Origin of the sequence: Variovorax jilinensis, assembly GCF_030316885.1 — a bacterium.
Taxonomy (GTDB): Bacteria; Pseudomonadota; Gammaproteobacteria; order Burkholderiales; family Burkholderiaceae_C; genus Variovorax; species Variovorax jilinensis.
Map to the genome: position 1 here is coordinate 558,803 of NZ_JASZYQ010000001.1, position 25,020 is coordinate 583,822.

The following is a 25,020-nucleotide window of genomic DNA, read 5'->3' on the forward strand; positions in this document are numbered from 1 at the left end:
GGATCAGGATCTGGGCGCCTCGAACGTGGCGCCGGCGCCACGCTCACGCCAGACGATTCGCAGCTCGATGCCGTCGCGCCGCAGCAGCGTTTGCTCCTCGACCCAGGTGCGGTCGATGCGCAGCCGGGCCTGGACTTCGAAGTAGCCGGTCGAGATGCTGTGCTGGTCGGGCGTGAACTGGGCGTTCTGGGTCACCAGCTTTCCGGCGTCGGCAAGCTCCTTGAAATACCCCTGGGCGCGGGCCGCGACGATGCGCTTGGCGCTCGCCAGGTCGAGCGAGGGCGTGCTCGCGAAGATCGCCTCGGCGCTCGCGGTGTTGAGGTTGAGCGGCGTGCGGGTGGGCAGCACCGTCACGTAGGGCTGCAATGCCGCCACCGTGGACGGCGACAGGCCCAGCCACGTCAGTTGCGCGGTGCGCTGCGGGGTCAGCGGCCCGGTGCTGCTGCCGGTGGTGGCCGCCTCGCCGACCGTCCCGCCGTCGGCAGCGGCGGCGGCAGGCGTGCCGCTGGCCGCACCGGTGTTCGCGGCGGCGGCCGCAGCGGCCGTTGCCGCGGCAGTGGCAGCCGCGGTCGCGGGATCGATGCCCGCGGAAGCGGCCGTCGCGGGCGCGGCCCGCTGCAGGTTCGCGGTCAGCAGCGCCAGCTCCTCGGCGGGCAGCCGCAACAGCTCGAACAACTTCTTGAAGGCGGCCTGAGAGGCCGCGACCGGCTTGCCGCCCGACACCAGGTTCATGACGTTGAGCTTGGACTGGGCGTCGACGATGCGGCCCGACATGAAGGCCTCGGGCAGGCCCTCGAGCGCGTCGCTCGCGATGTTCTTGTCGGCAGCGAGGAAGGTCGTCAGCTTGGCTTCCTCGAGCGGCACCGCCCAGGGCTCGGCCAGGTGATCGGCACCCTTGCCGCCCGCAGCGGCGTTGGCGCGCGCGTCCTCGCGCAGGATCAGCCGCGTCCAGTCGAGCGCGCCGATCAGCACCCAGCCGGCCTGCGAGCGCGCGCGCTCGGCGGCCTCGACCTCGGCCGCTCGCCACTGCTGCCAGAGCGCAGCGACCGCGAAGGTCGCGACCAGGGTCACCGTCAGCATCGCGGTCAGCAGCGCCGCACCGCGCTGGCGTACCGAACGAAGGGGGAGCGGGCGTCGGATCATGTCTTCGGCACCGTCACGGTCGGGCGCACCCAGTCGCGCGTCACGAGGCCCGAGAGCGCGGGGCCGGGCGGCAGGCTGAGGACGAGTCGCACGCCTTCGGGCATCGGCGCGATCGTGCCCATGGCCTCCGTGTTCAGGGCCGGGCCCCAGGCGCCGTTGCGGAAATAGCCCAGCTGCCAGCCGTCGAGCGCGATCAGGTCGACATCGGCCGCCGCATCGGCGCCTCCATCGCTGCCCCAGCTGGCGGCCTGGTTCCAGGCCTGTTGCCACTCGCCGCGGGTCGTGAAGCCGGGCGACTGCCAGCGCCGCCAGTGCGTGCCGCCGGAAGGGTCGGGGCGCAGCGTCCAGGCGACCACGAAGGCCAGCGGCGATGCGCTGTCGGTGCTGCGCCGCGTGAGCCGCAGCACCCGGCCGTCCCAGTCGATCGGCGTGATCTGCGGCAGCACCAGCACCGCGTCGAGGTCGGCGCCCCACTGCGCGAGCGTGGTCTGCAGCGTCAGCACCGCATCGCCGCGCTCGCGGTTCATGGACTGGGCCCGGGCCATGGCGTCGAGCCCGCGCCAGCTCATCAGGGCCAGCAGCGCCATCGCGGCGATCGCCACCATCAGCTCGATCAGCGTGAATCCGCGCGGGCGTCTGAAGGTCATCAGTAGCGCCCCACCACGGTCGACAGGCGAAGCACGGGCGCGTCGTCGGCGTTGCGCACCTGCACGTCGACGCGGCGGAAGTTGGGGTTCAGAGTCGGCGTGGTCGTGACCGTGACGCCGAAGGCCTGGTTGGCCTGCAGGCAGACGCCGCCGGCATCGCCTACCGCGGGCATCTGCCGCGCGATACGGGCCTTGATCAGCTCGTTCTCGGCACAGATCTGCGCCAGCATCAGGTCCGACTGGCGCTGGGCGTTGCGCGTCAGCGCCATGGTCGCCTGGGTGCCGGCCATGAGCGCGATGGCGACGATGCCGAGCGCGACCAGCACCTCGATCAGCGTGAAGCCGGCTGCGCGGCGGCGTCGGGTCATCACGGCGAGACGACCGCGAAGGGGCGCAGGCCATCGGTGCCGATGCGAAGGCTGCGTGCCGGCGGGCCGTCCATGCTCAGCACCACCTGCTGCGCCGCGATGATCGGATCGGGTCCCAGTTGCAGCGCGCCTGCGGCCCGGCCGTCGACGCCCACCGGCTGCGCCGTGATGCCCTCGGCCAGCCACGCGATCGGCAGCGACCCGGGCGGCAGGCCGTCGAAGGCGAAGTTGCCCGGCCCGTCGGGCGTGAGGCGCCAGCGCACCGCGACGCCGCTGGCGCGCGATTGGGCGCGCGCCGACTCGAGCAGGGCGGAAAGGCGCTCCGCTTCGCGGTCGAGCGCGGCCTGGCCAGAATCGCGCAGCGACAGCCCCACACCGGCGGTGGCCAGCGCGATGATCGCGATCACCACCAGCAGTTCGAGCAGCGTGAAGCCGCGCCTGCCGGCAGGCCGGCGCGCGGCGCGGCGAAGGTGCGGGCCGCTACTGCCAGCTGCCGATGTCGGCATTCTTGCCCTCGCCGCCGGGCTCGCCATCGGCGCCGAGCGAAAGCACGTCGATCTCGCCCTTGATGCCCGGGTTCATGTACTGGTAGGGACGGCCCCAGGGGTCGTTCGGCAGCTTGTCGACATAGGGCTTCCAGTTGGGGGCGGCCGGGCCGCTGGTCGGGCGCGTGACCAGGGCCTGCAGGCCCTGCTCGGCGGTCGGGTAGCGCTGGTTGTCGAGCCGGTAGAGCTTGAGCGCCTGCATCAGGTTGTTGACGTCGGTCTTGGCCGCCGTGACCCGGGCGTCGTCCGCGCGCTCGATCACGTTGGGCACGATCAGCGCGGCCAGCACGCCGATGATCACCAGCACGACCATGAGTTCGATCAGCGTGAAGCCGCGCTGCAGGGCGCGGGCGATGGAACGGGTAGAAGTTGGCATGAAGGCGGAGTGGGGGAGGAGAAGCGGCACCGGCCGCGTGGCGCTGAATGATAATCCGCCCCCATGGCAGTTCCCTACGCTCCGCCCCGCTGGCCATCGGCCACCGCCACCACGCTCCTGTGGGCGCTGGCGGCGGCGAGCATCGTGTTCTGGGGCCTGCGCCTCGCGGCGCCGGCCGACGCCCCCGCGCCGCCCGTGGTGTCGGGCAGCGCGCAGGCCGCGCCCGATCCTGCAGCGCTGGCGCGCATGCTGGGCGCAGTGCCGGCCCAGTCGGTGGCCGTGGCGGCACCCGATGCCGCGAGCCGGTTCGTGCTGCTCGGCGTGGTGGCCGACCTCGACCGCCAGGGTGCCGCGCTGATCGCGGTCGACGGCAAGCCGCCGCGGCCCTTCCGCGTTGGTGCCGCGGTGGCCGACGGCTACGTGCTGCAGGCGCTCGACGCGCGCGCCGCGACCTTCGGCACCAGCGCCGGTTCGGCGCCGGCCTTCACGCTGCAGTTGCCGACCCGGCCGCTGGCCAGCAACCCGCCGCGCGCCGAGATGCCGGGCAGCCTGCCGGCAGTCATGGCACCGCCGCCGATCGGCCCGCGCTGAGCGCCGCGCCGCCGTCCGCGGGCCGTCGTCAGGCCTGCTGCAGGAACAGGCGGTAGACCGGGTTGCCGGTCTCTTCGACGAAGGGGTAGCCGAGCGTCTGAAGGAAGGCGTCGAAGGCCTCGCTGTCGGCGGCCGGCACCTGCAGGCCCACCAGGATGCGGCCGTAGTCGGCGCCCTGGTTGCGGTAGTGGAACAGGCTGATGTTCCAGTTCGGCCGCATCAGGCGAAGGAACTTGAGCAGCGCACCCGGCCGCTCGGGGAAGACGAAGCGCAGCAGCCGCTCGTCGTGCGCGAGGCCGGTGCGGCCGCCGACCATGTGGCGGATGTGTTCCTTGGCCAGCTCGTCGTGCGTGAGGTCGATGGCGCCGAAGCCCTGCGCCTCGAAGGTGTCGGCGATGGTCTTCGATTCGCCGCGCGCGGTGGTGGTCAGGCCGACGAAGACGTGGGCTTCCCTCGAATCGCTGATGCGGTAGTTGAATTCGGTCACGTTGCGCGAAGCGCCAGGCAGGTCGCCGACCACCTCGCAGAAGCGCCGGAAGCTCCCGCGTTCCTCGGGGATGGTGACTGCGAACAGCGCCTCGCGTTCCTCGCCGACCTCGGCGCGCTCGGCCACGAAGCGCAGCCGGTCGAAGTTCATGTTGGCGCCGCAGAGGATGGCGGCATAGGTTTCGCCACGGGCACCGCGGGCCTCGACGTACTGCTTGATCGCTGCCACCGCGAGTGCACCGGCAGGCTCGACGATGCTGCGCGTGTCGATGAAGACGTCCTTGATGCCGGCGCAGACGGCGTCGGTGTCGACCGTGATGAATTCGTCGACCAGTTCGCGCGAGATGCGGAAGGTTTCCTCGCCGACCAGCTTGACCGCGGTGCCGTCGGAGAACAGCCCGACGTCGGGCAGCGTCACGCGCTCGTCGGCCGCGACCGACTGCATCATCGCGTCGGAGTCGTTCATCTGCACGCCGATCACCCGGATCTCGGGGCGCAGCGCCTTGATGTAGTTGGCCACGCCAGAGATCAGCCCGCCGCCGCCGATGGCGACGAACACGGCGTCGAGCCGGCCCTGGTGCTGGCGCAGGATCTCCATCGCGATCGTGCCCTGGCCTGCGATCACGTCGGGATCGTCGAAGGGATGCACGAAGGTCAGGCCGTGCACCTTCTGCTGCTCGAGCGCGAAGCCGTAGGCGTCGGAATAGCTGTCGCCGTGCAGCAGCACCTCGCCGCCGAGGGCGCGTACCGCATCGATCTTGAGCTGCGGCGTGGTCACCGGCATCACGACCACCGCGCGCGTTCCCAGCGTGCGGGCGCTCAGCGCCACGCCCTGCGCATGGTTGCCGGCCGAGGCGCAGATCACGCCATTGGCGAGCTGCTCGGGGCTCAGGTGGGCCATCTTGTTGTAGGCGCCGCGCAGCTTGAAGCTGAACACCGGTTGCTGGTCCTCGCGCTTGAGCAGCACCGTGTTGCCCAGCCGGGCACTCAGCGCGCGGGCGGGTTCGAGTGCCGATTCGACCGCCACGTCGTAGACGCGCGCGGTGAGGATCTTCTTCAGGTAGTCGGCAGGGGTGAGAGGCGGGGTCGGGGAAGGCATAGAGGCCGCGATCATAGGCTCGGCGCCGCAGCGCCCAGGGCCCCAAGAAAAAAGCCCCGGGTCTTGCGACCCGGGGCTAAATCCACCAATTGGGAGGGTGGAGGAGACAACCGGTGCACACCTCTCGATGTGCGATGAAATAAAGTATATCGACTGATTGCTGCAATGCAACACGCGCGTTGCGCTTTTTGAACACTACATCACATGCCGAAGGGGTTTCCTCGCCCCGAGGCGAAACCCGGAGAGTCGCGAGATGGAATGCACAGTGAGTTGGACCGGCCAAACCGGCACGCGGTCGGGCATGGGGTTCGTTGCCGAGACCGGCAGCGGGCACGTGCTGGCGATGGATGGCGCCCCCGATGCGGCCCGGCCCGAGAACGGCGGCCAGAACCTCGCGCCGCGGCCGATGGAGACCGTGCTGGCCGGCACCGGCGGCTGCACGGCCTACGACGTCGTCATGATCCTCAAGCGCGGTCGGCATCAGGTGGAGCGCTGCAGCGTCAAGCTCACCAGCGAGCGGGCCGAGAAGGACCCGAAGGTGTTCACCAGGATCCACATGCATTTCACGGTGGCCGGCAAGGGCATTCCGGTCGCCGCGGTGGAGCGCGCGATCGCGCTGAGCCACGACACCTATTGCTCGGCGACCATCATGCTCGGCAAGACGGCCGAGATCACGACCAGCTTCGACCTGATCGAGGCCTGAATCCGGCCCCGCGCGCCGCTCAGATGCGGTGTGCCACGGTGGTCATCACGCGCGAAGCCACGCGCATCAGCGCCTTGGCCGGCGCCGGCAGGTCCTGAGCGCCCGCACTCCACGCCTGTGCCGCGTGGCGGGCTTCGTCGAGCTTCATCTGCTGGATGACGGCGCGAGAGGCGCTGTCGCCAGCCGGCAGCCGGTCGAGGTGGCCGTCCAGATGCGCTTCGACCTGGCGTTCGGTCTCGGCCACGAAGCCCAGGCTCAGCGGGTCGCCGAGACGGCCGGCGAGCAGGCCGAGCCCGAATGCGCCGGCGTACCAGACCGGATTCAGCACCGATGCCCGCGCACCCAGTTCGTCCAGGCGCTGCTGCGTCCAGGCCAGGTGATCGGTTTCCTCGCGCGCGGCTTCGTCGAAGTGGTGGCGCAGCTTCGGATCGCGCGTGACGGCAGCCTGGGCGGTATAGAGGGCCTGGGCGCAGACCTCTCCGACGTGGTTGACGCGCATCAGGGCCCCGGCTTCGCGGCGCTCGCTCTCGGTCAGGGTACCGGGCGGCAGATCGGGCGGCGGCGTCGACCGCGTCGCGTGCGGCCTGGCAAAAAGGGTGCGCAAGGCCGCGTCGGCCGCGGCGAGCAGGGGGTCGAGCGAACGGGTCATCGGACGATTGGAACTCATGTACAAAATGTCACAAGTGAGGGGCGCGAGGCCTCGGCCTACAGGGTCCTGCGGGGCCTTCCAAGCTTTGTTGCACGGCTGCAACGAAACGCCGGAGTGTGGCGAGATTTGGTCCGAATTGTTTTGCCCTTGTGAACTGGCTCTGGTGCAATAGCGACAACTTCCCAAAAGGAGGTTGGCCCGGGGTCCGGTGGGAGCACAAAGTGCCAGTCACGGTGAGCCCTTCGCACCGGAGCCCTATGTTTAACCTTGGAGAAACTTGCAATGAAAAAATCTCTAGTTGCCCTGGCTGCTCTGGCTGTTGCCGGCGTCGCCTCGGCCCAGTCGTCGGTCACCCTGTTCGGTGTGGTGGACGCTGCTGTCAGCGGCTACTCGAACAAGACTGAAACCGCGCTGGGTCAGAGCATCACGACCAGCCGTACGGCTCTGACGAGCTCGGGCTACAACTCCAGCCGTCTGGGCTTCCGTGGTACGGAAGACCTCGGTGGTGGTCTGGCAGCTAGCTTCTGGCTCGAAGCTGGCCTGAACAACGACGACGGCAACACGGGTGGCAACATCGCGCAATCCGGATCCCCGTCGCTGACCGGTCTGTTCAATCGCCGTTCGACCGTCAGCCTGTCTGGCGCGTTCGGTGAAATCCGCCTCGGTCGCGACTACACCCCGACCTTCTGGAACGACACCGTGTTCGATCCGTTCGGCACCAACGGCGTTGGTACCAACCTGATCTCGACCGCCAACGGCTACAACACCCCTGGCAGCATCAACAACGGCTTCGCTTCGAACGCCAACAGCTATGTTCGCTCCAGCAACTCGATCGGCTACTTCCTGCCGCCGAACCTGGGTGGTTTCTACGGCCAGGTGATGTACGCCTTCAACGAGAAGGACAAGTACGATCCGGGCACCCTGACCCCGAACGTTGCGAACAACTCGCGCGCCGGCCGTTACGTCGGTGGTCGCGTTGGTTACGCCAACGGTCCTCTGGATGTCGCATTCGCCTACGCCCAGACCACGATCGCTGACCAGTACCAACTGGGCACCACGACCAACCTCGACACGCTCAACGTTGGCGCTTCGTACGACTTCGGCGTCGTGAAGCTCTTCGGTGAGTACTCGCAAGGCGACATCAAGGTCGACGATTCGAACCCGTTCCCGACGGTCGCCAATGCCTTCGGCATTCGTGAACCCGGCGCTGACGGCTGGCTGCTCGGCGCTACCGTGCCGGTCGGTCCTGGCCTGATCCGCTTCTCGTACTCGGCAGTCAAGTACAAGAACCTGACGCCCGCGGCTCAAGTGTTCGGCACCGTCGAACCGAAGGCTGACAAGTTCGCGCTGGGCTATGTCCACAACCTGTCGAAGCGCACGGCCCTGTACGCAACGGTGGCTCGCGTCAACAACAAGGACGGCGCCGACCTGACCCTGGGCGGCCCGAACTTCTACCAACCGGCAGCCGTGTACAACATCACGCTGACCCCGAAGAGCTCGACCGGCTACGACGTCGGCATCCGTCACGCTTTCTGATCTGACGCTGGCGTAAGCCAGCATCGACGGCAAGTCATTGAAAGCCACTCGACGAAAGTCGGGTGGCTTTTTTCATTCGTGCCTCATGTCGGTGCACCCCCGGGGAACTCCGACTTGGGCACATAGCTTGCTCTGCTAGCATCGTCGATTACTTTCTGAGCTGAATGATTGCCTTCGTACTGCGCCGCCTGATCCAGGCCGTGATCGTGATGATCGCGGTTGCCTTCTTTGCCTTCCTCCTCTTCCAATACGTGGGCGATCCGGTGGTCTTCCTGCTGGGCCAGGACGCCAAACCGGAGCAGATCCGTGAACTGCGCGCCGCATTGGGGCTCGACAAGCCCTTCTTCGTGCAGTTCGGCCACTTCCTGGTCAATGCCTCACAGGGCGAGTTCGGCCTCAGCCTGCGCCAGGGTGCAAAGGTCTCGCGCCTGATCGGCGAACGCTTTCCCGCGACCTTCGAACTGGCCATGGTGGCCGCCGTGCTGGCGCTGGTCATCGGCATCCCGATGGGCGTCTATACCGCGCTCAAGCGGGGCACCTTCTCGAGCCAGGTGCTGATGACGCTGTCGCTGCTGGGCGTGTCGCTGCCGACCTTCCTGATCGGCATCCTGCTGATCCTGGTCTTCGCGGTGCACCTGGGCTGGTTCCCGAGCTTCGGACGCGGCGAGACCGTGAAGCTGGGCTGGTGGAGCACCGGCCTGCTGACCGGCAACGGCTGGCTGCACATCGTGCTGCCGGCGATCACGCTCGCGATCTTCCAGCTCACGCTGATCATGCGTCTGGTGCGCGCCGAGATGCTGGAAGTGCTGCGCGCCGACTACATCAAGTTCGCTCGCGCGCGCGGCCTTTCCGACCGTGCGATCCATTTCGGCCATGCACTCAAGAACACCCTGGTGCCCGTGATGACCATCACCGGCCTGCAGCTGGGCGGCCTGATCGCGTTTTCGATCATCACCGAATCGGTCTTCCAGTGGCCGGGCATGGGGCTGCTGTTCATCCAGGCCGTGACCTTCGCCGACATCCCGGTGATGGCCGCCTACCTGTGCCTGATCGCGCTGATCTTCGTCGTCATCAATCTCGTGGTCGATCTGCTGTATTTCGTGGTCGACCCGCGCCTGCGGCTCGGCAACGCCGGGCACTGAGGCATCGGAGCACCGACATGACCGAACCCCGACTGCAAGCCGCCGGCAGGCCCTTCGCGCACATCGCTCGCTTCTATCCGGAGCTGACTGCGTTCCGGCGCGACCTTCACGCGAATCCCGAGCTCGGCTTCGAGGAGGTCTACACCGCGGCGCGCGTGCGCGAGGCGCTCGAGGCCTGCGGCGTCGACGAGATCCACACCGGCATCGGCCGCACCGGCGTCGTGGGCGTGGTGCGCGGCCGCTCGACCGCCAGCGGCCGCATGATCGGCCTGCGGGCCGACATGGACGCGCTGCCGATGTGCGAGGACAACGACTTCGAATGGCGCTCGGCCAGGCAGGGCCTGATGCACGGATGCGGCCACGACGGCCACACGGCGATGCTGGTCGGCGCCGCGCGCTACCTGGCCGAGACGCGCAATTTCGACGGCACGGCCGTGCTGATCTTCCAGCCCGGCGAGGAAGGCTTCGCAGGCGCCCGCGTGATGATCGAGGATGGCCTGTTCGACCGCTTTCCGGTCGATTCGGTCTATGCAATGCACAACTGGCCCGGCATGCCTGCCGGCACCGTGGGCATCAACCGCGGCGCCATGATGGCGGCCGCCGACCGCATCACGATCGAGGTCACGGGCAAGGGCGGCCATGGTGCGCATGCCTACCTGACGGTGGATCCCGTGGTGGTGTCGGCCCACATCATCACGGCGGTGCAGAGCATCGTCTCGCGCAACGTGCGGCCGATCGACGCCGCGGTGGTCAGCATCTGCGCGGTGCAGGCCGGCGACCTCGGCGCGATGAGCGTGGTGCCCGGCAAGGCGACGCTGGTGGGCACCGTGCGCACCTTCAGCTCGCGCGTGCAGACGCAGGTCGAGCAGCGGCTCGTCGAGCTGTGCAGCGCGGTCGCGGCCGGCTTCGGCGCCACGGCGCAGGTCAAGTTCGAGCGCATCTATCCGGCCACCATCAACACCGCCCCGGAGGCGGTGTTCGCGGGCGACGTGGCCGAGTCGCTGGTCGGTGGCCACAACGTCGAGCGCAACATGGAACCCAGCATGGGCGCGGAAGACTTCTCCTTCATGCTGCAGCAGAAGGCCGGCGCCTACATGCGCATCGGCCAGGACGCCCGCGGCGGCGCCTTCCTGCACAACAGCAAATACGATTTCAACGACGAGATCCTGCCTCTGGGCGCCGCCTTGCACGCGGGCCTGGTCGAACAGGGCATGCCACTGGCCTCATCCGCCGGTCAACCCGAGAACAGGGCCGTCGCGTCGACGGCATCCTGACCCTTTCCAACCCGAGGAGTGCTTCCCATGAGTCTGAAGAAAAATATGGTCGCGGGCGCGATCCTGAGCCTGTTGGCTGCCACGAGTCTGATGGCCGGCGCCCAAACGATCCGGATCGCGAACCAGGGCGATGCCCTGTCGCTCGATCCGCACTCGCTCAACGAATCGCTGCAACTGAGCATCGCGGCCAACGTCTACGAGACGCTGGTCGGCCGCAACAAGGACCTCTCTCTGGCGCCGCTGCTGGCCACCAGCTGGAAGCAGACTTCGCCCAACGTCTGGCGCTTCGAGCTGCGCAAGGGCGTCACCTTCCACGACGGCACGCCGTTCACGGCCGACGACGTGGTCTTCAGTTTCGCGCGCGCCAAGGGCGACGGCTCGGACATGAAGGCCACGCTGAGCGACATCAAGGAAGTGCGCAAGGTCGGCGACCACGCGGTCGAGATCGAGACCAGCGGCCCCTTCCCGATCCTGCCCGACGTGATCTCGCTGACGATGATCATGAGCAAGAAGTGGAGCGAGGACAACGGCGCCGCCAAGCCGGTCGACAAGCGCAAGGGCATCGAGAACACCGCCTCGTTCAAGGCCAACGGCACCGGTCCGTACCGCGTGCGCGAGCGCCAGCCCGACGTGCGCACCGTGTTCAGCCGCAACGCCAGCTACTGGGGCAAGATCGAAGGCAACGCGCAGGAAGTCATCTTCACGCCGATCGCCAACCCCGCCACCCGCGTCGCCGCGCTGGTGTCCGGCCAGGTCGACGTCATGGAGCCGGTGCCGGTGCAGGACGTCGCCCGCATCAACGCCAGCCCGACGGCACGCGTGATCACCGGCCCCGAGCTGCGCACGATCTTCCTCGGCATGGACCAGAAGCGCGACGAGCTGCTCTATTCGAGCGTCAAGGGCAAGAACCCGTTCAAGGACAAGCGCGTGCGTCAGGCCTTCTCGCAGGCGATCGACATCGTCGGCATCCAGAAGACCGTGATGCGCGGCGCCTCGCGGCCCACCGCACTGCTGGTGGGCCCGGGCGTCAACGGCTGGACCGAGGCGCAGGACAAGCGCGCCCCGTTCGATGTCGAGGCGGCCAAGAAGCTGCTGGCCGACGCCGGCTATCCGAACGGCTTCGAGGTGACCATGAACTGCCCGAACGACCGCTACGTGAACGACGGCCAGATCTGCCAGAGCGTGGCTTCCAACCTGGCCAAGATCAACGTCAAGGTCAACCTCGCGACCGAGACCAAGGGCACCTACTTCCCGAAGATCCTGCGCCGCGACACCAGCTTCTACCTGCTCGGCTGGACCCCGACCACCTACGACGCGCACAACGCGCTGTCGTCGCTCACGGCCTGCCCGGACGACAAGGGCACGGGCCAGTTCAACCTGGGCGCGTACTGCAATCCGAAGCTCGACGAACTGACCAAGAAGATCCAGTCCGAGAGCGACAAGGGCAAGCGCGACGCGATGATCAAGGAAGCCTTCGCGATCCACATCGACGACGTGGGCCATCTGCCGCTGCATCAGCAGGCGCTGGCCTGGGGCGTGAGCAAGAAGGTCGAGCTGACCCAGCTGGCGGACAACTTCATGTACTTCAAATGGATGAGCATCAAGCCCTGAGCCTGGTGACTGTCTGAACAAGGTGGCCCGCTCCGGCGGGCCGCCTCTTCCGCCTCCCGATGAAAAAAACTCTTGCCCGTTGGCTCGACAGCGATGTCGGCCACAGCTTTCGCAACTCGCCGGTTGCGATGCTGGCAGCTGCGATCGCCTTCCTGTGCCTGTTCTGCGCGCTGTTCGCGCCGTGGGTCACGCCTCACGATCCCTTCAATCTCGCGACGCTCGAACTCGGCGATGCGCGCCTGCCGCCCGCCTGGAGCGCCGAGGGCTCGACCAAGTACCTGCTCGGCACCGACGACCAGGGCCGCGACATCCTTTCTGCCGTCATCTACGGCGCCCGCATCTCGCTCGTCGTCGGCCTCGTGTCGGTGCTGCTGTCGGTGGTGGTCGGCGTGCTGTTCGGCCTGCTTGCCGGCTTCTGGGGCGGCTGGCTCGACGCCTTCCTGATGCGCGTGTGCGACGTCATGCTGTCGTTCCCCCCGATCCTGATCGCACTGCTGATGGCCGGCGTCGGGCGCGCACTCTTTCCGGATGCCCCGACCTCGGTTGCCTTTGGCGTGCTGATCGTCGCCATCTCGCTGACCGGCTGGGTGCAGTACGCGCGCACCGTGCGCGGCTCGACGCTGGTCGAGCGCAGCAAGGAATACGTGCAGGCCGCGCGCGTGACCGGCGTCTCGCGCGGGCGCATCATGCTGCGCCACGTGCTGCCCAACGTGATGGGCCCGGTGATGGTGCTGGCCACGATCCAGGTCGGCACCGCGATCATCACCGAGGCCACGCTGTCCTTCCTGGGCGTCGGCGTGCCGCCGACCTCGCCATCGCTGGGCACGCTGATCCGCGTCGGCAACGACTACCTGTTCTCGGGCGAGTGGTGGATCACGCTGTTCCCGGGCCTGATGCTGGTGCTGATCGCGCTCAGCGTGAACCTGCTCGGCGACTGGTTGCGCGATGCGCTCAACCCACGGCTGCGCTGAATCGGGTTCGCCATGAGTCTTCTGCAAGTCAACAACCTGGTCGTCGAGTTTCCGCACCGCCGCGGCACCCTGCGCGCGCTCGACGACATCTCCTTCGAGATCGCACCCGGCGAGATCCTCGGCGTGGTGGGCGAATCGGGCGCGGGCAAGTCGCTCACCGGCGCCGCCATCATCGGCCTGCTCGAGCCGCCCGGTCGCGTGGCGAGCGGCGAGATCCGGCTCGAGGGTCAGCGCATCGACAACCTCGGCCACGAGGCGATGCGCCACATCCGCGGCCGCAAGATCGGCGCCATCTTCCAGGATCCGCTGACCTCGCTGAATCCGCTCTACACGATCGGCCGCCAGCTGACCGAGACCATCCGCGCCCACCTGCCGGTGAGCGAGGACGAGGCGCGCCGGCGCGCCATCGGCCTGCTGCAGGACACCGGCATCCCGGCCGCGGCCGAGCGCATCGACCACTTCCCGCACCAGTTCTCGGGTGGCATGCGGCAGCGCGTGGTGATCGCGCTCGCGCTGGCGGCCGAGCCGAAGCTGATCGTCGCCGACGAGCCGACCACCGCGCTCGACGTCTCGATCCAGGCGCAGATCATCCAGCTGCTCAAGGGCATCTGCAAGGAACGCGGCGCCGCCGTGATGCTGATCACGCACGACATGGGCGTGATCGCCGAGACCTGCGATCGCGTCGCCGTGATGTATGCCGGCCGCGTGGCCGAGATCGGGCCGGTGCACGAGGTGATCCACCAGGCCGCCCATCCCTACACCGCGGGCCTGATGGCCGCGATCCCCGACATGACGATGGACCGAGAACGGCTCAACCAGATCGACGGCGCCATGCCGCGGCTCAATGCGATTCCGCGCGGCTGTGCCTACAACCCGCGCTGCCCGCGCGTGTTCGACCGCTGCCTGGTCGAGCGGCCGGACCTGATCGATGCCGGCGCCACGCGTGCCGCCTGCTGGCTGCACGACGCCCACAGCGCTTCGCCGGCCTACGGAGCCCGCGCATGACCGCCCTGGTGCAGGCCCACGACCTGGCAAAGAGCTTCGATGTCTCGCCGCCCTGGCTCAATCGCGTGCTGGAGCGCAAGCCGCGCGTGCTGCTGAAGGCGGTCGACGGCGTGAGCTTCTCGATCGAGCGCGGCAAGACCCTGGCGCTGGTCGGCGAATCCGGCTGCGGCAAGAGCACGGTGGCGCGGCTGCTGGTGGGGCTCTACGAGCCGAGCCGCGGCGGCATGCAGTTCGACGGGCAGGACGCGCACGCCGCCTTCAAGACCTCGGAGGGCCGCGCGCTGCGCCGCCGCGTGCAGATGATCTTCCAGGATCCCTACGCGAGCCTGAACCCGCGCTGGATCGTCGAGGACATCGTCGGCGAGCCGCTGCGCGAGCACGGCATCCTCAAGGAAGGTCCGGCGCTGAAGGCGCGCGTGGGCGAGCTGCTGCAGTCGGTCGGCCTGAGTCCGCTCGACATGGTGAAGTACCCGCACCAGTTCTCGGGCGGCCAGCGCCAGCGCATCTCGATCGCGCGCGCGCTCGCCACGCAGCCCGAGTTCCTGGTCTGCGACGAGCCGACTTCGGCGCTCGACGTCAGCGTGCAGGCGCAGGTGCTCAACATCATGAAGGACCTGCAGCGCGAGCGCGGCCTGACCTACCTCTTCATCTCGCACAACCTCGCGGTGGTGCGCCACGTCGCCGACCAGGTCGGCGTGATGTATCTGGGCCGGCTGGTCGAGGTGGCGGACAAGCAGCAGCTGTTCTCGTCGCCGCAGCATCCCTACACGCGCATGCTGCTCGACGCGATCCCGCAGATGAAGCACACGGGCAAGCGGCGCACGCCGGTGCAGGGCGAAGTTCCGAACCCGCTCAATCCACCCACCGGCTGCACCTTCCATCCGCGCTGCTCGCTGGCCAACGAACGCTGCAAGACCGAGCGACCGCCGCTGCAGATGCTGCGCGGCGTGCAGGTGGCGTGCCACGCGGTGGAAGAGAACCGCGACTGATCGCGGCTCGCCCGGTTACTGTTCCTCTCCCCAGGCGTAGCCGTCGCGCGCGATCATCGCGCTCGATGCGCTCGGCCCCCAGGTGCCGGCCGCATAGGGGCGCGGCTCGCCATCGGCCGACCAGCTGTCGATCAGCGGCTCGACCCAGCGCCAGGCTTCTTCCTGCTCGTCCGCGCGCACGAACAGATTGAGGCGGCCGTCGATGACGTCGAGCAGCAGCCGCTCGTAGGCGCCGACCCGCTCGGTGCCGAAGCGCTTGTCGAAATCGAGGTCGAGCTGAACCGGTGCGAGCTGCGCGCCCGCATGGCGGTTGGCATGGGCAGCGCCGCCATTGCCGTTGCGCGGCCGGTTGTCCTGGGCCTGCGCGAGCAGGTGCAGCTCGAGCCCGTCGCGCGGCTGCAGGTTGATCACGAGCCTGTTGACGGAGTTCGCCGGCGCCCGGTAGATCGCGTGCGGGGTCGGGCGGAAGTTGACCTCGATGCGCGCGTCGCGCGAGGCCAGGCGCTTGCCGGTGCGGATGTAGAGCGGCACGCCGGCCCAGCGCCAGTTGGCGATCTCGGTGCGCAGCGCGATGAAGGTCTCGGTGCGGCTTTCGGGATCGACGCCGGGCTCGTCGCGGTAGCCGGGCACGCGTTCGCCGTAGGCGGTGCCGGCCACGTACTGGCCGCGGATCGCATGCAGGCCGATCGATTCGGCAGTCCAGGGCTTGAGCGCGCGCAGCACCTTGAGCTTCTCGTCGCGGATGGCGTCGGCATGGGCATTGATCGGTGGCTCCATGGTGATCGCGCAGAGCAACTGCAGCGCGTGGTTCTGCACCATGTCGCGCAGCGCGCCGGTCTGGTCGTAGAAGGCGCCGCGCTTCTCGACGCCCAGGTCCTCGGCGATCGTGATCTGGATGTTGGCGATGTATTCGCGGCGCCAGATGGGCTCGAACAGCGCATTGCCGAAACGCATCGCGAACAGGTTCTGCACCGAGGGCTTGCCGAGGTAGTGATCGATGCGGAACACCTGCTGCTCGGTCAGCACCTTGCGCACCGCGGCATTGATCGCGCGGTTGGATTCGAGGTCGTGGCCGAGCGGCTTCTCGAGCACCAGCCGCACATGCGGGCCGTTGAGGCCGGCCACCGCGAGCTGCTCGACCGCCTGGGTGAAGAGGTTCGGCGCGGTCGCGAGGTACATCACGACGGTGTCGGCGTTGCGCGCCTTGAGCATTTCCGCGAGCTTGTGGAAGTCCTCGGGCTTCGACAGGTCCATGCGCAGGAAGTGCAGCATCTCGGCGAACTTCCTGAACTCGTCGGGGTTGGGCCGCTTGGCGCCTTCGACTGCGTCGAAGCGCGACTGGATCAGCTCGCGGTAGGCGTCGTCGCTCAGGTCGTCGCGCGCGACGCCGATGATGCGGCCGTCGGGAGGCAGGCTGCCGTGGCGGAATGCCTGGAACAGGGCCGGCATCAGCTTGCGCCAGGCCAGGTCGCCGGTGCCGCCGAAAAGAACGAGGTCGAAACTCATGGATACATCCGTTGGTCTTGATGGCCGCAGCTCGGGCCTGCAGTCTGCCAGCGAATGGTACTTGTACCGATCGTTGCCGCGATGACACCGCGCTAAGCTGAAAAACTGCTGCGGGGCATCACAACAACTTGAAGGCAGGTCCTGATGAAGAAAACTTTCGCGACGACGGCGCTGGCCGTCCTGCTGGGCACGTCGGGCGCCGCTTCGGCCCAGACGGTCAACGTCATCTGCTCGGTGCAGGCCGACTGGTGCAACATGATCGCCACGGTCTATGCGCGAACCACCGGCGTCAAGCTCAACATGTCGCTCAAGGGCTCGGGCGAGGCGCTCGCACAGCTGATCGCCGAGCGCGACAACCCCAAGACCGACGTCTGGTTCGGCGGCACCGGCGATCCGCACCTGCAGGCCGCCGAATCGGGCCTGACGCTCGAATACAAGTCGCCGACCCTGCCGCAGCTCTATCCGTGGGCCCAGCAGCAGGCCCAGCAGTCGGGCTGGAAGACGGTCGGCATCTACTCGGGGCCGCTCGGCTTCGGCTACAACACCGAGCTGCTGGCCAAGAAGAAGCTCGCCGTGCCGCGCAGCTGGGCCGACCTGCTCAAGCCCGAATACAAGGGGGACATCCAGGTCGCGAACCCGGCCTCGAGCGGCACCGCCTACACGATGATCGCCACGCTGGTGCAGCTCATGGGCGAGGACAAGGCCTTCGAATACCTCAAGGGCCTGCACCGCAACGTCGGCCAGTACACGCGCTCGGGCACGGGCCCGATCAAGGCCGTGGCGCGCGGCGAGACCGCGGTGTCGATCAGCTTCGTGCACGACGCGCCGCAGGAAAAGATGCAGGGCTTCCCGGTCGAGACCGTCACGCCCTCCGAAGGCACGGGCGCCGAGATCGGCTCGATGAGCATCGTGAAGGGTGCGCGCAACCTCGCCGAGGCCAAGAAGTTCTACGAATGGGCGCTGACGCCGCAGGCCCAGACCTTCGGTGCCGCGGCCAAGCAATACCAGCTGCCCTCGAACAAGGCGACGGCGGTCGACGCCAACGTGCCCGACTTCAAGAAGATCAAGATGATCGACTACGACTACGCCAAGTACGGCGCCAGCGCCGAGCGCAAGCGCCTGATCTCGCGCTGGGAAAAGGACGTCAACTCGCTGCCGCGCTAGGCGCGTGTCCGCCGCATCGATGAACGGACGCCGCAGTCCCAACGCCGCCGTCCGGACCTGCATCGCCGCGGGCCTGGTGGGCTACCTCGCGCTGCCCTGGTATGCGATCCAGGACACCGGCTGGTGGGCGGTGCTGCCGCAGGTCTTCGGTGACGCCGAGGGCGCCAACGGCGTCATGCAGGCGCTGCTTCAAGGCCGCGAGTGGCTCTGGATCGGTCTCATCGGCCTCGCCATCTGCGCGCTCGGCGGCCTGCTGCAGCCCGGCCGCGCGCAGGGCCGGCTGCTGCTGGTCGGCGGCGCGGTCGGCGCCATCGGCCTGGCCCTCGCAGGCTTCCTGATCGGCGCGCGCGGCTGGAGTGTGCCGCTCTTCAACGGCTGGTTCGGCGAGCTGCCCGTGAACCAGTTCGGCATCGGCGCAGGCGGCTTCGTCGCACTGTCGGCGCTGATCCTGCTCGCGGCCTTCGGCCTTGCGCGGCTGGGCTTCTTCAAGGGCGACCTGTTCGTCTCGGGCGCCGTCATCGGCTGCGGCGTTCTGATGGCGCTGTTCATCGCATACCCCGTGAGCAAGGCGCTGGCCGGCGCCTTCCTCGACGAGAACGGCCGCGCCTCGATGGCGGCCTTCGTCGAGCGCCTGGGCACCGAGCGGATCTGGGGGCTGGGCTGCCTGGCCGGTGGCGTGCGCTGTGGCGTGGCCTGGAACACGCTGGCGCTGGCCTTGCTCACGGCGGCCGGCACCACCTTCCTCGGCACGCTGCTGGCGCTGATGGCCGAGCGCGGCGGCCGGCGCTGGCAGGGGCCGCTGCGCGTGCTGGCGCTGCTGCCCATCATCACGCCGCCGTTCGTGGTCGGCCTCGGCCTGATCCTGCTGTTCGGCCGCGCGGGCGTCGTCAACCAGTTGCTCGAAAGCGTCTTCGGCATCGAGCCGACACGCTGGTTCTACGGCATGCCGGGGGTGCTCGTTGCGCAGCTGTTCGCCTTCACGCCGATCGCCTTCATGATCATGCGCGGCGTGGTGCAGGGCGTCTCGCCGAGCCTCGAGGAAGCCGCCCAGATGCTGCGCGCCGACCGCCGCCGCGCCTTCTTCACGGTCACGCTGCCACTCATCAAGCCCGGGCTCGCGAACGCCTTCCTGGTCGGCTTCATCGAGAGCATCGCGGACTTCGGCAACCCGGTGGTGGTGGGCGGGCAGTTCTCGGTGCTGTCGACCGACATCTTCTTCGCCATCGTCGGCGCCCAGTACGACCAGGGCCGCGCGGCCTCGCTGGCCTGGGTGCTGACGCTGTTCGCGCTCGGCGTGTTCGCCATCCAGCGCGCGGTGCTCGGCAAGCGCAGCTACACCACGGTCAGCGGCAAGGGCGACGCCGGCATCGCGATGGCACTGCCCGACGGCGTGCGCCGCACCATCCATTGCATCGCGCTGCCGTGGATCGCGTTCACCGCGGTGGTCTACCTGTTCGCCTTTGCGGGTGGCTTCGTGCAGACCTGGGGCCGCGACTACAGCTTCACGCTCCACCACTTCAAGAACGCGTTCGCCCTCGAGTGGGGCCAGTTCGGGCTGGTGTGGGCCGGCACGGCGTGGAACTCGCTGGTCACCACGCTCAAGCTCGCGGGCATCTCGGCGCCGATCACTGCGGCGCTGGGCCTGCTGATCGCCTGGCTGCTGGCGCGCAACGAATTCAAGGGGCAGGGCATCTTCGAGTTCGGCGCGCTGCTGGCCTTCGCCATTCCCGGCACGGTGCTCGGCGTGAGCTACATCCTGGCCTTCAACGTGCCGCCGCTCGAACTCACGGGCACCGGGCTCATCATCGTGCTGTGCTTCATGTTCCGAAACCTGCCGGTGGGCGTGCGCGCCGGCACCGCGGCCTTCAAGCAGCTCGATCGCTCGCTCGACGAGGCTTCCGTGATGCTGCGGGCGTCGACCTCGCAGACGCTGTTCAAGGTGGTGCTGCCGCTGCTCAAGCCGGCGCTGGTGGCGGCGCTGGTCTACAGCTTCGTGCGCGCCATGACGACGGTGAGCGCCGTCATCTTCCTCGTCACCGCCGAGAACGAGCTCGCCACGACCTACATCATCGGACGCGTCGGCAACGGCGACTACGGCGTTGCGCTGGCCTACTGCACGGTGCTGATGATCCTGATGGCGCTGGCGATCGCGCTGGTGCAATGGGTGATCGGGGAGCGCAGGCTGGGCCGCCGCGGGGCCACGCCGACGCACCAAGGGCATCACAAGATGGAGAGCCTGGCATGAACGGCATCGAGCTTCGCAACGTCACCAAGCGCTACGGCAGCGACGCACGCGCGCCGCTGGCCGTCAAGGGCATCAGCTTCGAGGTGCCGCAGGGCACGCTGACCACCATCCTCGGTCCGTCCGGCTGCGGCAAGACCACCACGCTGCGCATGATCGCGGGGCTCGAGTCGCCGAGCTCGGGCGCGATCCTCATGGGCGGGCGCGACGTCACGACGCTGGGGCCGGCCGAGCGCAACGTCAGCATGATGTTCCAGAGCTATGCGCTGTTCCCGCACATGAACGTGATCGAGAACGTGAGCTACGGCCTGCGCATGAGCGGACTGCGAAAGCCCGAAGCCGCGGCGCGCGCGCGCGAGGCGCTGCGCGGCGTCGGCCTGGTCGGCTTCGACGATCGGCTGCCGAGCGAGCTGTCGGGCGGCCAGCAGCAGCGCGTGGCACTCGCGCGTGCGCTGGTTTTGGAGCCGGCGGTGCTGCTGTTCGACGAGCCCCTGTCGAACCTCGACGCCCGCCTGCGGCGCGAGATGCGCGAGGAAATCCGCAGCCTGCAGCAGCGCCTGGGGCTCACGGTCGCCTACGTCACGCACGACCAGAGCGAGGCGCTGGCGGTCAGCGACCAGATCATCGTGATGGACCACGGCGTGATCGCCCAGCAGGGCACGCCCGAGCAGCTGTACGGCCACCCGGTGAGCGAATTCGTGGCCGGCTTCATGGGCGAGGCGATGGTGTTCCCGGCGCTCGCGCAGCCCGAAGGCCGCGTCGAACTGGGCCCGCTGACGCTGGCGCCGCGCTACGACGTGCCGCCCGGCTTCGTCAAGGTGGCGGTGCGGCCGGAGGCCTGGCTGATCGGCGCCGCCATCGGCCTGCCGGCAATCCTGCGCAAGGCGGCCTATCTCGGCAGCTTTTACGAATATGCTTTCGACACCGCGCTCGGCCCGGTGTTCGTGGTCTCGACCGATCTCGCGCATCCGCTGGCCGCCGGCGCCCAGACCACCCTGTCGCTTGCCAGCCATGGCGTTTCCGTCGTCCCCGTAGCCACTCCAACATGAATGTCGTCTTCGATCTCGGCGCCGTGCTTTTCACATGGGAGCCGGTTGCCCTGGTCCAGCAGCGCCTGTCGGCCCACGCGCCCACTGCCGACGCCGCGCGCGAGCTGGCCCGCCAGATGTTCCATCACGAGGACTGGATCGGCTTCGACCGCGGCACCCACAGTCTCGACGATGCCATCGGCCGCATGGCGCTGCGGCTGTCGCTGCCCGCGGGTCCGCTCGTGGAACTGCTCGAGCCCATGGGCGAGCGCCTCGAACCGATCGCGACCAGCGTGGAACTGCTCGAGCAGCTGCGCGATCGCCGCGATGCCGGCGAGGACCTGCGGCTCTATTACCTCTCGAACATGCCGGAGCCCTACGCGCGAGCGCTGGAGGCGCGGCATCCCTTCTTCGAGTGGTTCGACGGCGGCGTCTTTTCCGGCGACGTCAAGATGATCAAGCCGCAGCGCGGCATCTACGAACTGCTGGCCCGGCGCCACGCGCTCGACGCTGCGCAGACCGTCTTCATCGACGACATGCTGCCCAACGTGCTCGCGGCGCGCGACCTGGGATGGCATGCCATCCACTGCGAGCGCACGAGCGCCTTGCCGGCGCAGCTCGCGGTCTACCTGCCGGTGCGTTCGACCTTGTCGACGTCGAATCCCAGCGTGCGCGCATAGGCCAGTTCGGCTTCGAGCAGGTCGTCCTCCAGCCGCGGCACGCGCGACAGCACCCACAGGTACTTGCGGTTCGGCGTGCCGACCAGTGCCACCTGGTAGTCGCGGTCGAGCTTGAGGATCCAGTAGTCGCCCCAGACGACGGGCAGCCAGCCGAGCCATTCGGGCGCGAAGCGAACCTCGAGCCGGCCGGCGCCGGGCTGGCCGGCCACCGGCACCACGCGCGCCGAACCCACCGATTCGTCGAAGCTGCCGTCGGCCACGATGCAGCGATTGCGCACCTCGACCGTGCCGTCCGCCAGCGGCGTGTATTCGGCCGTCACCGGTCCGGTGCATTGCTTCTGGAAACGGTTCGGCAGCCGGGCCTGCTCGTGCCAGAGACCTGCATAGCGCTTGAGATCCACCGGCGCCACCACCTGCAGCGGTGCGCGCATCAGCGGCGCACCGTCGGCAGGGCCGACCACGGGGGCCGTGGCAGCGCGTGCAGTGCGTGCGCCGGCCAGCGCGAGCAGCGTCAGCGCGCCGCCGAGGCAGAAGGCAGCGGCCAGTGTGCCGATCGATGCGCTGAGGGCGCGGTCGTCGAGGCTGGCGCTCGGGGCTGCACGGGGTGTGCGGTAGGGCATGGGAATCCTCCGGGGAAGCGATCCGAGGGGATCGGAAAAATGACTGGAGCCTCGAGCGTAGGTGCATGCCAGCGCAGGCAACGTCAGCCACGGACCACACGCCATGTAGTGCGGCGGCGGGATAATGGCCGCATGAACCAACTCGATGCCCTCCGTCAATGGACCACCGTGGTCGCCGACACCGGTGATTTCCGCCAGCTCGCCCAGTTCAAGCCGCAGGACGCGACGACCAATCCGTCGCTGATCCTCAAGGCGGTGCAGAAGGCCGACTACCGGCCGCTGCTCGACGAGGTCGTCAAGAAACACAAGGGCGCGCCGCTCGACGAGGTGATCGACCGCCTGCTGGTGCGCTTCGGCACCGAGATCCTGTCGCTGATCCCGGGCCGCGTGTCGACCGAGGTCGACGCCCGGCTGAGCTTCGATACCGCCGCCACGGTGGCGCGTGCCGAGCGCATCGTGGCGCTCTACCGCGAACAGGAGGTCGATGTCGGCCAGCGCGTGCTGATCAAGATCGCGTCCACCTGGGAAGGCATCGAGGCTGCGCGCCAGCTCGAGCAGAAGGGCATCCACTGCAACCTCACGCTGCTGTTCTCGTTCGCGCAGGCCGTTGCCTGCGGCGCCGCCAAGGTGAAGCTGATCTCGCCTTTCGTCGGCCGCATCTACGACTGGCACAAGAAGTCCGAGGGCGCCAAGTGGGACGAGGCCGCCAATGCCGGCGCCGACGACCCGGGCGTGAAGTCGGTGCGCCAGATCTTCGACTACTACAAGAAGAACGGCATCGCCACCGAGGTCATGGGTGCGAGCTTTCGCAACGTCGGCCAGATCGCTGCGCTGGCCGGCTGCGACCTGCTGACCATCAGCCCCGAGCTGCTGGGCGAACTGGCCGCGAGCGAAGCGCCGCTCGCGCATGCGCTCGATGCCGAGGCCGCGAAGGGCCGCGACATCCCCCTGGTCACGCTCGACGAACCGGCCTTCCGCTTCGCGCTCAACGAGGACGCGATGGCGACCGAGAAGCTTGCCGAAGGCATCCGCGCCTTTGCCGCCGATGCGGTCAAGCTCGAGAAGCTGATGGTGGCCTGATGCAGTTCACGCGCTGCGACCGTACCGCTGCCTGGGGCGAACTGCAGGCCCACTTCGACGCCTCCGGCCGGGCGCTCGACCTGCGCCAGGCCTTCGCCGCCGATCCGGCGCGCTTCGAGACGCTGAGCCAGTCGGCGCCGCACGTCTTCGCCGACCTGTCCAAGAACCTGGCCGATGCACGCACCGAAGCGCTGCTTCAGGACCTGGCGCGCGAGTGCGGTCTCGAGGCGCATCGCGACGCGATGTTCGCGGGCGAGCACATCAACACCACGGAGGACCGGGCCGTGCTGCACACGCTGCTGCGCCGGCCGGCTTCTGCGCCGCCGCCGCCGGGTCCGCTGGCGCAGCCTTTTGCCGACGTGCAGGCCACGCTCGACGCGATGCTGGCCTTTGCCGAGCGCATCCGCGCCGACCATACGATCACCGACGTGGTCAACATCGGCATCGGCGGCTCCGACCTCGGGCCGCAGATGGTGGTGCTCGCGCTGGCCGAGTTCGCGGCGCCGGGCAAGCGGTTCCATTTCGTCTCGAACGTGGACGGCCACGAGCTGGCCGGTGTGCTGCGCGGCCTGGCGCCCGAGCACACGCTGTTCCTGATCGCGTCCAAGACCTTCACCACGGCCGAGACCATGGCCAATGCCCAGTCGGCCAAGCGCTGGTTCGAGCAGTCGGGCAGCGTCGACGTGGCACGCCATTTCGCGGCGCTGACGACCAACGTCGCCGCCGCGAAGGCGTTCGGCATCGACACCACCTTCGGCTTCTGGGACTGGGTGGGCGGGCGCTATTCGCTGTGGTCGGCGATCGGCCTGCCGATCGCGCTGGCGATCGGCGCCGAGGGCTTCCGCCGCCTGCTGGCGGGCGCGCATGCGATGGACGAGCATTTCCGCACCGCACCGCTGGCCCGGAACCTGCCCGTGCGGCTCGGCCTGCTCGACGTCTGGTATCGCAACTTCCACCGCTTCACGACGCGCAGCATCGCGCCTTATCACAGCGCCCTCAAGCGGCTGCCGGCCTACCTGCAGCAGCTCGAGATGGAAAGCAACGGCAAGCGGGTCGACCTCGACGGCCAGCCGCTCGCTGCGGGCACGTCGCCGGTGCTGTGGGGCGAGCCCGGCACCAATGGCCAGCATGCGTACTTCCAGATGCTGCACCAGGGCACGGACGTCACGCCGCTCGAATTCATCGCGGTGCGTGACGCGGCCCACGACCTGCCGGGCCACCATCCCAAGCTGCTGGCCAACGCGCTGGCCCAGGCCCAGGCCCTGATGGTGGGTAAGACCGACGCCGGCGGGCACAAGGACTTTCCGGGCAACCGGCCGAGCACCTTCTTCGTCTTCGAGGCGCTGACGCCCGAGTCGCTGGGTGCCTTCCTCGCGCTCTACGAGCATCGCGTGTTCACGAGCGGTGCGCTGTGGGGCATCAACAGCTTCGACCAGTGGGGCGTGGAACTCGGCAAGGTGCTCGCGCGCGACATCGAGCCGCGTCTGGCTTCGGGCGATGTCGCCGGGCTCGATGCGTCCACGGCCGGACTGCTGGCGCTGCTGCGCCCGCCGAAGTAGCACCGG

The 25,020-nt window shown here is 68.5% G+C and carries 24 protein-coding genes; 15 read left to right on the forward strand and 9 right to left on the reverse strand.

Annotation, left to right across the window (positions count from 1 at the left end; translation table 11 throughout):
- Nucleotides 1-3: 3 nt before the first annotated feature.
- From gspK to gspG, 5 genes are read right to left on the reverse strand one after another with little or no spacing between them, the layout of a single operon-like run.
- Nucleotides 4-1,143, reverse strand: a complete 1,140-nt coding sequence (gene gspK / locus QTH87_RS02680) for a type II secretion system minor pseudopilin GspK (RefSeq protein WP_286606643.1) — start codon at nt 1,141-1,143, stop codon at nt 4-6.
- Complete coding sequence (locus QTH87_RS02685) at nt 1,140-1,790, reverse strand: PulJ/GspJ family protein (protein ID WP_286606644.1); 651 nt, start codon at nt 1,788-1,790, stop codon at nt 1,140-1,142. Before QTH87_RS02685 ends, gspK begins: the two co-directional genes overlap by 4 nt.
- Nucleotides 1,790-2,158: a type II secretion system minor pseudopilin GspI gene (gene gspI / locus QTH87_RS02690; protein ID WP_286606647.1), complete on the reverse strand. Its 369-nt coding sequence runs from the start codon at nt 2,156-2,158 to the stop codon at nt 1,790-1,792. The genes QTH87_RS02685 and gspI overlap by 1 nt, the downstream gene beginning before the upstream one ends.
- Entirely contained in the window at nt 2,158-2,664 is a 507-nt protein-coding gene (locus tag QTH87_RS02695) for a prepilin-type N-terminal cleavage/methylation domain-containing protein (protein ID WP_286606649.1), read from the reverse strand. The genes gspI and QTH87_RS02695 overlap by 1 nt, the downstream gene beginning before the upstream one ends.
- Entirely contained in the window at nt 2,639-3,079 is a 441-nt protein-coding gene (gene gspG, locus QTH87_RS02700) for a type II secretion system major pseudopilin GspG (protein ID WP_286606650.1), read from the reverse strand. Before gspG ends, QTH87_RS02695 begins: the two co-directional genes overlap by 26 nt.
- Before the next feature lie 63 nt (nt 3,080-3,142).
- Here gspG and QTH87_RS02705 point away from each other — a divergent pair, with 63 nt between their 5' ends.
- A complete protein-coding gene (locus QTH87_RS02705) occupies nt 3,143-3,670 on the forward strand; it encodes a type II secretion system protein N (RefSeq protein WP_286606651.1) in 528 nt (175 codons plus the stop codon).
- A 28-nt stretch (nt 3,671-3,698) separates the two neighbouring features.
- On the opposite strand, the gene ilvA is transcribed toward QTH87_RS02705, so the two are convergent.
- Nucleotides 3,699-5,255 carry a threonine ammonia-lyase, biosynthetic gene (gene ilvA / locus QTH87_RS02710; RefSeq protein WP_286606653.1) on the reverse strand — a complete coding sequence of 519 codons (1,557 nt, stop codon included), beginning with the start codon at nt 5,253-5,255 and terminating at the stop codon, nt 3,699-3,701.
- Between the two features lie 253 nt (nt 5,256-5,508).
- Here ilvA and QTH87_RS02715 point away from each other — a divergent pair, with 253 nt between their 5' ends.
- Nucleotides 5,509-5,958 carry an OsmC family protein gene (locus tag QTH87_RS02715; protein ID WP_286606655.1) on the forward strand — a complete coding sequence of 150 codons (450 nt, stop codon included), beginning with the start codon at nt 5,509-5,511 and terminating at the stop codon, nt 5,956-5,958.
- A 19-nt stretch (nt 5,959-5,977) separates the two neighbouring features.
- Here the strand turns inward: QTH87_RS02715 and coq7 are convergent, their stop codons facing one another.
- Nucleotides 5,978-6,607, reverse strand: a complete 630-nt coding sequence (coq7, locus tag QTH87_RS02720; protein WP_286608012.1) for a 2-polyprenyl-3-methyl-6-methoxy-1,4-benzoquinone monooxygenase — start codon at nt 6,605-6,607, stop codon at nt 5,978-5,980.
- Between the two features lie 282 nt (nt 6,608-6,889).
- On the opposite strand from coq7, the gene QTH87_RS02725 reads away from it, so the two are divergent.
- The 7 genes from QTH87_RS02725 to QTH87_RS02755 all read left to right on the forward strand — a co-directional run bounded on the left by QTH87_RS02725 (nt 6,890) and on the right by QTH87_RS02755 (nt 15,135).
- Entirely contained in the window at nt 6,890-8,143 is a 1,254-nt protein-coding gene (locus tag QTH87_RS02725) for a porin (RefSeq protein WP_286606656.1), read from the forward strand.
- Nucleotides 8,144-8,307: 164 nt separating this feature from the next.
- Complete coding sequence (locus QTH87_RS02730; RefSeq protein WP_286606658.1) at nt 8,308-9,285, forward strand: ABC transporter permease; 978 nt, start codon at nt 8,308-8,310, stop codon at nt 9,283-9,285.
- A 17-nt stretch (nt 9,286-9,302) separates the two neighbouring features.
- Nucleotides 9,303-10,559 (forward strand): M20 aminoacylase family protein, encoded by a 1,257-nt coding sequence (locus QTH87_RS02735; protein ID WP_286606661.1) that lies wholly within the window; start codon nt 9,303-9,305, stop codon nt 10,557-10,559.
- A 27-nt stretch (nt 10,560-10,586) separates the two neighbouring features.
- Complete coding sequence (locus QTH87_RS02740; RefSeq protein ID WP_286606663.1) at nt 10,587-12,170, forward strand: ABC transporter substrate-binding protein; 1,584 nt, start codon at nt 10,587-10,589, stop codon at nt 12,168-12,170.
- Nucleotides 12,171-12,229: 59 nt separating this feature from the next.
- The gene (locus QTH87_RS02745) at nt 12,230-13,141 is read left to right on the forward strand and encodes an ABC transporter permease (RefSeq protein ID WP_286606665.1); all 912 of its coding nucleotides are present in this window, start codon (nt 12,230-12,232) and stop codon (nt 13,139-13,141) included.
- Nucleotides 13,142-13,153: 12 nt separating this feature from the next.
- On the forward strand, nt 13,154-14,146 hold the full coding sequence (locus QTH87_RS02750) for an ABC transporter ATP-binding protein (RefSeq protein ID WP_286606666.1): 993 nt from the start codon (nt 13,154-13,156) through the stop codon (nt 14,144-14,146).
- A complete protein-coding gene (locus QTH87_RS02755; protein ID WP_286606667.1) occupies nt 14,143-15,135 on the forward strand; it encodes an ABC transporter ATP-binding protein in 993 nt (330 codons plus the stop codon). Before QTH87_RS02750 ends, QTH87_RS02755 begins: the two co-directional genes overlap by 4 nt.
- Nucleotides 15,136-15,150: 15 nt before the next feature.
- Here the strand turns inward: QTH87_RS02755 and zwf are convergent, their stop codons facing one another.
- On the reverse strand, nt 15,151-16,641 hold the full coding sequence (gene zwf, locus QTH87_RS02760) for a glucose-6-phosphate dehydrogenase (protein WP_286606669.1): 1,491 nt from the start codon (nt 16,639-16,641) through the stop codon (nt 15,151-15,153).
- 144 nt (nt 16,642-16,785) lie between these two features.
- Between zwf and QTH87_RS02765 the strand changes: the two genes are divergently transcribed.
- The 4 genes from QTH87_RS02765 to QTH87_RS02780 are packed head-to-tail and all read left to right on the forward strand — an operon-like array spanning nt 16,786 to nt 21,755.
- Nucleotides 16,786-17,805: an ABC transporter substrate-binding protein gene (locus QTH87_RS02765; RefSeq protein ID WP_286606671.1), complete on the forward strand. Its 1,020-nt coding sequence runs from the start codon at nt 16,786-16,788 to the stop codon at nt 17,803-17,805.
- Between the two features lie 19 nt (nt 17,806-17,824).
- Nucleotides 17,825-20,050, forward strand: a complete 2,226-nt coding sequence (locus QTH87_RS02770) for an ABC transporter permease (RefSeq protein ID WP_286606672.1) — start codon at nt 17,825-17,827, stop codon at nt 20,048-20,050.
- Entirely contained in the window at nt 20,047-21,096 is a 1,050-nt protein-coding gene (locus QTH87_RS02775) for an ABC transporter ATP-binding protein (RefSeq protein WP_286606673.1), read from the forward strand. Before QTH87_RS02770 ends, QTH87_RS02775 begins: the two co-directional genes overlap by 4 nt.
- Nucleotides 21,093-21,755, forward strand: coding sequence for an HAD family hydrolase (locus QTH87_RS02780; RefSeq protein ID WP_286606674.1), 663 nt, complete (start codon nt 21,093-21,095; stop codon nt 21,753-21,755). Before QTH87_RS02775 ends, QTH87_RS02780 begins: the two co-directional genes overlap by 4 nt.
- Here QTH87_RS02780 and QTH87_RS02785 read toward each other — a convergent pair.
- A complete protein-coding gene (locus QTH87_RS02785; RefSeq protein WP_286606675.1) occupies nt 21,701-22,375 on the reverse strand; it encodes a lipocalin family protein in 675 nt (224 codons plus the stop codon). The two genes, QTH87_RS02780 and QTH87_RS02785, sit on opposite strands and share 55 nt — an antisense overlap.
- 132 nt (nt 22,376-22,507) lie before the next feature.
- Here QTH87_RS02785 and tal point away from each other — a divergent pair, with 132 nt between their 5' ends.
- Nucleotides 22,508-23,455 carry a transaldolase gene (tal, locus tag QTH87_RS02790; RefSeq protein ID WP_286606677.1) on the forward strand — a complete coding sequence of 316 codons (948 nt, stop codon included), beginning with the start codon at nt 22,508-22,510 and terminating at the stop codon, nt 23,453-23,455.
- Nucleotides 23,455-25,014 carry a glucose-6-phosphate isomerase gene (pgi, locus tag QTH87_RS02795; protein ID WP_286606678.1) on the forward strand — a complete coding sequence of 520 codons (1,560 nt, stop codon included), beginning with the start codon at nt 23,455-23,457 and terminating at the stop codon, nt 25,012-25,014. The genes tal and pgi overlap by 1 nt, the downstream gene beginning before the upstream one ends.
- Nucleotides 25,015-25,020: the final 6 nt, after the last annotated feature.